Annotated in this window: 5 protein-coding genes; all 5 read left to right on the top strand. The window is 35.8% G+C overall.

What is annotated here, in order from left to right; all coding sequences use genetic code 11:
- Positions 1-316, top strand: a 316-nt coding sequence (locus NT145_05365; protein ID MCX5782113.1) for a hypothetical protein, incomplete at its 5' end; no start/stop codon positions are given.
- A gap of 190 nt (positions 317-506) precedes the next feature.
- On the top strand, positions 507-1,139 hold the full coding sequence (gene lexA / locus NT145_05360; protein MCX5782112.1) for a transcriptional repressor LexA: 633 nt from the start codon (positions 507-509) through the stop codon (positions 1,137-1,139).
- An 8-nt stretch (positions 1,140-1,147) separates the two neighbouring features.
- Positions 1,148-2,809 carry an N-6 DNA methylase gene (locus NT145_05355; GenBank protein ID MCX5782111.1) on the top strand — a complete coding sequence of 554 codons (1,662 nt, stop codon included), beginning with the start codon at positions 1,148-1,150 and terminating at the stop codon, positions 2,807-2,809.
- A complete protein-coding gene (locus NT145_05350; GenBank protein ID MCX5782110.1) occupies positions 2,802-5,798 on the top strand; it encodes an N-6 DNA methylase in 2,997 nt (998 codons plus the stop codon). The genes NT145_05355 and NT145_05350 overlap by 8 nt, the downstream gene beginning before the upstream one ends.
- Positions 5,799-5,864: 66 nt before the next feature.
- The gene (locus NT145_05345; protein MCX5782109.1) at positions 5,865-7,031 is read left to right on the top strand and encodes an SIR2 family protein; all 1,167 of its coding nucleotides are present in this window, start codon (positions 5,865-5,867) and stop codon (positions 7,029-7,031) included.
- Positions 7,032-7,110: the final 79 nt, after the last annotated feature.

The following is a 7,110-nucleotide window of genomic DNA, read 5'->3' as shown; positions in this document are numbered from 1 at the left end:
CGCCTTGTTTGTCAAAGGCCTGCGTGAGAAAAAAGGTATTGAGAAAAGTTTTTGGGCGAAAAAGTTCATTCAAAGCATTGTTTATTCAAAAGAAAAAGTCGTTGTAAATTTAAATACTTTTACAAATTGCCTTCCCCCCTTGTCAGAAACGCCTCAAATTCCATTCACAAATAAAAAAGAAGAAGGGTTTTCTCCTTCTTCTTTCATTCCATCACAGTTCGTTCCGTTAGGAAACGCTGCACATCTGATTCTATTCCGAACTGTTGATGTTATTCTACCAAACATGATTCACGGTTGCAAGAGTAAGGATATTTGATTTTGATTGATGATTGACCATGACACAACACTGCTTTGATTCGGCTTTCCCTTCGTCCGCCTTTGGCGTCCTCAGGTGGGCTCCCTCGCCCGCTCAAAACGATTTATTTTTTTATTCCCGCGCGCAAAGTTTTTAAAAAGTTGTTCAAGAACTTGACACCTGTATATATATACAGTATAATGTTTTTGCCATGGAAAAACAAGAGCTTACAGATCGGCAAAATGAAATACTGGACTTTATAAAGAATCATATTGATTCCAAAGGTTTTCCTCCGTCAATTGATGAGATCATGAAAAATTTTGGAATAAAATCACCGACAGGGGTTACGGATCATCTAAATGCACTTGCAAGAAAAGGTCATATTCTAAGGCATCAAAATATATCAAGAGGCATTGAGATTATCAATAATGAAGAAGTTCAACAGGAGAGTCCAGAGTCTTCTTCTATTCCAGTCTTAGGGACTATTGCTGCGGGAACGCCAATTCTTGCTCAAGAAAATATTGAATATAAAATCTCGATAGATAAGTCACTTTTTGGAAATCCAACAAAATTATTTGCTTTGAGAGTGAAAGGCGACAGTATGATCAATGCTGGTATATTCAACGGTGACTATGCAATTATTCATCAACAGCCAGCAGTTGAAAGAGGAGAAATTGGGGCAGTTATTCTGAATGATGAAGCAACTTTGAAAAGAGTTTTTGTTGAAAGGAATGCTGTTAAATTAGCAGCAGAAAATGATAAAATTAGACCTATCATTATCAAAAAAGCTGAAACAAATGTTTTGATAGCAGGTAAACTTAAGGGCGTAATTAGAAAACTGTAGAAGGTAATATGAATTTTAAAATAAATGAATCAATAACAAAATTACGCGGCGGTTACTATACCCCGGCTCCAGTTGCAAAATTTCTAAGCCAATGGGTATTAAACAAAAAACCTAAGACCATTTTAGAACCCAGCTGTGGAGACGGAGTTTTTATAAGAGCGCTTAATGGGATACTGAAATACAAAACGAGTTTTACAGGTATAGAATTGTTTTCCGAGGAAGCGGAAAAGGCAAAATATAGTGCGACAAAAAATCGTTTATTGCAATCACAAATAATCGTTTCTGATTTTCTTGATTGGGCAAATAGAAAAATTGAAGAGAATACTAAATTTGATGCTGTAATCGGAAATCCTCCTTATATTCGTTATCAATATCTCGAAGATAAAGCTCAACAGCTAGCAGAAACTATATTTTCAAAATTCGATCTATCATTTACGAAACATACTAATGCTTGGGTTTCATTTATTATTGCAAGTATAGGATTATTAGCTCCTTCTGGAAGACTTGCAATGGTTATACCTTCTGAAATATTACATGTGTTGCATGCAGAATCCCTTCGTAAATTTCTTCTATCAGAATGTGAGCGTATATTATTAATTGATCCCAATGAATTGCTTTTTGAGCAAGCACTGCAAGGTACAATGTTGCTGTTAGTTGAAAAGAAGAACAAGCCTTATATCCCTTCAAAGGGAGTCGCAATCTTATCTGCCCCTGACAACACATTTCTTTCTAATAATCCAGAGCTATACTTTCAAAAAGCAAAGTATTTATCCGGAGACTTGCTGAATGGAAAATGGATGAAAGTTCTTCTGTCGTCCGCAGAACTTAATGTATTTGAAAAAGTTACCAAATACAAATCAATAACTAGGTTTAATAAGTTGGCAACAGTGGATGTAGGGATAGTCACAGGGGCGAACAAGTTTTTTTTAGTGAATGACGAAATTGTGGCGCAATTTAAACTGCATAAATACATTCGTCCTATGTTCGGTCGTAGTGCGTATTGTCCAGGAATTATTTATGATCATAAAATTCATAAGATGAATCAAAAACAAGGATTCCCTACAAATTTTCTTATGTTTGATGCCACTCCAATTGAAAAGCTTCCCAAGGGAATCAGAGATTATATAAAACAAGGTGAATTGCTACATATCCATACACGATATAAATGCAGAATACGTTCTCCTTGGTACAAGGTTCCTTCCTTATATTCGACAGCAGTATGTATGTTGAAGCGATCTCACAATTTTCCGAGACTAATTCTTAACAAGGCAAAAGTGTTTACCACTGATACTGCGTATCGGATATGCCCAATTTCTAAAGATATTCCAAATTTAATTTTTAACTTTATTAATAGTTTAACAGCTTTATCGGCTGAATTAGAAGGACGACATTATGGCGGAGGAGTTTTGGAACTTGTGCCTTCGGAGATAGAAAAACTATTTGTTCCTGAAACAAGAAATTCTTCAATTTCCTTAGCAGATCTTGATAATAGAATAAAAAATAGCGTTAGAACTGATATTTTGTTCCCTCAGCAGGATAAGATTGTGTTAAAAGCGGCAGGTTTATCGGGAAGCGAATGCGATGTCTTGTATAATGCTTGGGATAAAATACGCTCTAGGCGGCAGAGGTTAGTTTCAAATGCGTATGAAGGAAGTGATTTTTATGAATAATGAGATAGAAATAATACAAAAACTCATTTCTAAATTTGATGCGGATAAACAAATACTAACGTCAGATACTTCTGGTTTCACTGAAACTGAAACCAGAATAGAATATATAGACCCATTTTTTGAATGTCTTGGTTGGGATATGTCTAACAAACACGGAACTCCAAACAGCCTGAAAGATATTGTTCGGGAAGAATCACAACCTAACGAAACGTCTACAAAACGTCCCGATTACACCTTTAGGATTGCTGCCACGAGAAAATTTTTTGTAGAGGCAAAGAAACCATCTGTTAATATTAAAACTCATAAGGAAAGTGCATTTCAACTACGTAGCTATGGCTGGACTGCGGGGATGCAGGTCTCTATTTTAACAAATTTTCAAACATTGCGAATTTACAATACTCAAATAGCACCTCAGGAATTGGACAACGCAGATGCAGGTCTAATTTTAGAAATTGACTATAAAGACATTCCTTCAAAATACAAAGATTTGCTTTCTCTGTTTGGAAGAGAAGCAGTAGCAACAGGGAGTTTAGATAAAGCTTATGGTGTTATAACCGTAGCACATGTAAATACTTTGTTTTTAGATCGAATAAACAATTGGCGAATTCAAGTGGCTAGTGATTTAAATTCGCGATACCAAGAATTAGGTCTAAATGAACTAAATGATATTACTCAAAAGGTGATTAATCGTATTATTTTTATTCGTATGTGCGAAGATCGAGGAATAGAAGGAGAAGAACGCTTACGCAATGTCTCAAAGACAAAAAGTTATGTTGACTTGAAGGCACTCTTTAAGGAGCTTAATGAAAGGTATAATACAGGACTTTTTGAAACTACAAATGATCCGCTGCAAAATAACTACTCAATAGATTCTCAAATATTCTTTAGCATTGTAGAAGAACTTTACTTTCCAAAGTCTCCATATAGTTTCAGTGTGCTTAATGCAGATTTCCTCGGACAAGTATATGAATTATTTTTAACAAAACGACTTTCTTTTGACGATGCAAAGCAAATCATTCTAGAAGACAAACCACTTTATGATAGTCGCGAAGTTATTACAACTCCTCAACCCATCGTTGATGAAATTGTGAGGCGATCTTTTTCAGGCAAGCTTATTGAAATGCGGGAATCCGGAATACTCAACTATGATTCATTAAGATCGCTTCGAATTCTTGATATTGCGGTAGGGTCAGGTCGTTTCCTCTTGAGGTGTTTAGATGAGCTTGCTGATGCGGCTTTAGAATGTTTAATGAAAAAGGGCGATTTTTCACAAATATATAAAAAATCGGAAGGCGATTATCGTTTATCTTTTGTAATAAAAAAAGAGCTCCTTGAGTCTTGTCTTTTTGGGATTGACATTGATTACAATGCTGTTGAAGTCGCAAGGTTTAGTTTATTGATTAAGTTATTAGAAGACGAAAACAAAGGGACACTTCCTAGTGGTAAGAAGATTCTTCCAAATATCGATCAGAACATTGTTTGGGGCAATTCAGTAGTTGATAATGATTTCTCAAACATAAATAGAGATGTTATCGAGAGTACACGTCCATTAGATTGGAAGACGGCTTATCTGCCAGTTGGATTTGACTTAATTGTAGGCAATCCGCCATATATTAAAACCGAAGATATGAAAGTTAAAACGAAATATGAATATGATTATTACAAAAAAAAATATCAATCACCGTATAAACAATTTGATAAGTACTATATTTTTCTTGAACGAGCCATTTCAAAATTAAATGAGAAAGGTTGGGTAGGAATGGTAGTTCCAAACAAATGGATAACGATTGAAGCGGGAAATAAACTTAGAGAAATGTTGACAAAAAATAACTTAGTTGCCGAAATTGTTGATTTTGGCAATGAATTACTCTTTGAAGGTAAATCTACTTACGTATGTCTTCTTTTACTTTCAAAGTCAAAAAAAGATTCGTTTTGGTATCAATATGTTAGAGATTATTCCGTATGGACACTTACTCCTCATGAAAAAGGGATTTCTCTTGATAGCCAATTGCTTTTTAATCTTAGGGGCAGATCGTGGGTTTTGCCAGCGAGCAAAACAGAAGCACTGGTTCTTGCCAAACTTTATAGAAATTCTTTGCTTCTAAGTGAAATTGTTGATGTAATTAATGGAATACAAACGAGCGCGGAGGATATTTTTTCAATTGAGAAATGGGTTGAAAGAAATGGGATACTGAATTTTGAACGGAACAATGTAACTTGGGAAATGGAAAACAGTATTACTAAACCCTATTTGATAAATTCAACATCACAGGTATGGTCATATTTGCCCATAGAGGCTGATTCACGTATTATTTTCCCCTATCACCAAAATTCTGATGGAGAGGCAGTATTGATTAAACCTTCTGATCTATCTAAAAAATATCCTCTTGCATATAAATATTTTAGTGCCAATAAAGAACGCTTGCTCGAACGAGACGTTTCACCACCGTATAAGTCCGACGAATATTATTGTTATGGACGCCATCAAGCGTTAAATGTAGCATTTAAAAGCCCAAAAATTATTTACTCTGTTAATCAATTAGGTGATAAATATGGCATTGATATGTCAGGTGTTGGTTTTGCCTCAGGTGGAACAGCAGGCGAAGTAGCACTTATTAATCCTAAAAGCGGATATTCCCTAGAATTTATTTTGGGGCTACTTAATCAAAGGGTTGTTGAATATTTCTTGAGAAAACGAGGTAGTTCATTTCGAGGAGGATATTTTAGTCGAGGTTCTGCCGTTATTTCTGATTTGCCAGTACCCAAACTCAATTTTTCTAATGAAAATCATCTTAAGTCGCATGAAAGAATTACAAAATTAGTTAAATCAATAATTGAAATTCAGAAGAACATAAGATCATCCGTAGGAAGAGAAATTGAGCAGTTATCTGCAAAAAAGATTCAGTTAATGACAGAACTGAAAAGTGAATATAATAGTATCTGGGATTTTCATGAAGAAGATGATAAATTAATATTGCCTGGTGAATAAAATAAGCCAAATAATTAAAGTGAGTTCAAATTAATTATGCAACATAGAAATAAAGGGGAAGTAAAAATGACAAAAGAAAAAAATGATGACCTGAGTATTCTAAAACAGGAGCCTTTTTCTGATTGTATTAAGCAGCTCGAAGAACTTATATCACAAAACAATAGGGTATTTCTTTTGGGCGCAGGTTGCAGTCGATGTGCCGGATTACCTTTGACTTCTGAATTGACTGATAAAGTTTTAAAAAAACTGTCGACGTCTGGAGGAAAGGCGGAAAAGATACTCACGGCAATACAGAAACAATTTCAGGGTTCCACGTTGACTACAATCGAAGATTATATGAGTGAGCTTGTAGACCTGTTGGCAATTGCAGAGCGCAGAAAAGAAAAAAATTCTTCAAAGAAAGACATTTCATTAGATGGGGTTGATTATGATGCGGATATGCTTAGGGATGCTCTTGCAGCAATAAAGGAGACAATTGCGGAATGTCTTGATTCAAAGGAACTTGAGATTGATACACATAGGCAGTTCGTGACCGCAGTCCACCATATTCTTAGGTCAGGTAAAACTGAAAGTACAGTTCCGGTAGACTATTTTGTGCTAAATTATGATACCCTCATAGAAGATGCTCTAGCGTTAGAATGCTTTTCGTACGTCGACGGGTTTACTGGTGGTGCAACGGGATGGTGGGACACAGATACCTTCAAGAAACATGATTCAATTGCTCGTGTGCTAAAAGTGCACGGGTCAATTGACTGGTGTCAGCTAGAGAACGACCTTGTTCCCAGACGTCTAAGGAGTGGGGGCAAAACGTGTTACAAAATAGTTCCAAAGAACAAGGTAATGATTTGGCCGGCTTCCACAAAATATCAGGAGACTCAAAAAGACCCTTTTGCACAGATTTTGTCAATTATGAGGCAATCGATGAGGCCTGAACTGCATTCGGAAGTTGTCTTAACAATTTGTGGATATAGGTTTAACGATTCGCATATCAATATTGAGCTTGAAAGAGCTTTAAAAGAATCTGATGGAAGACTAACTCTTTTGGCTTTTACGGAATTTGACAGACCTCAGGGTCAATTGGAGCAATGGCATTTGGATATGACGATTACTGAACAGATTAGAATTTATGCAAAGAGAGGTTTTTTTCATGGAAAGGTGCAGTCTTCTGCTGACAAAGATTTGCCTTGGTGGAAATTTGAAAATCTGACCCGTATCCTAGGGGGTGAAAGATGACTTCCTTTTCTAACGATCCAAATGACCCTATAGAGAATCTTGCAGTTGGAAAAATTATTGAGGTTGATGGATCACATAT

The sequence above is a fragment of the Elusimicrobiota bacterium genome (assembly GCA_026388075.1).
Lineage (GTDB): Bacteria > Elusimicrobiota > Endomicrobiia > Endomicrobiales > JAPLKN01 > JAPLKN01.
The sequence above is the reverse complement of the archived record's forward strand: the minus strand, read 5'-3'. Positions and strand labels throughout refer to the sequence as shown.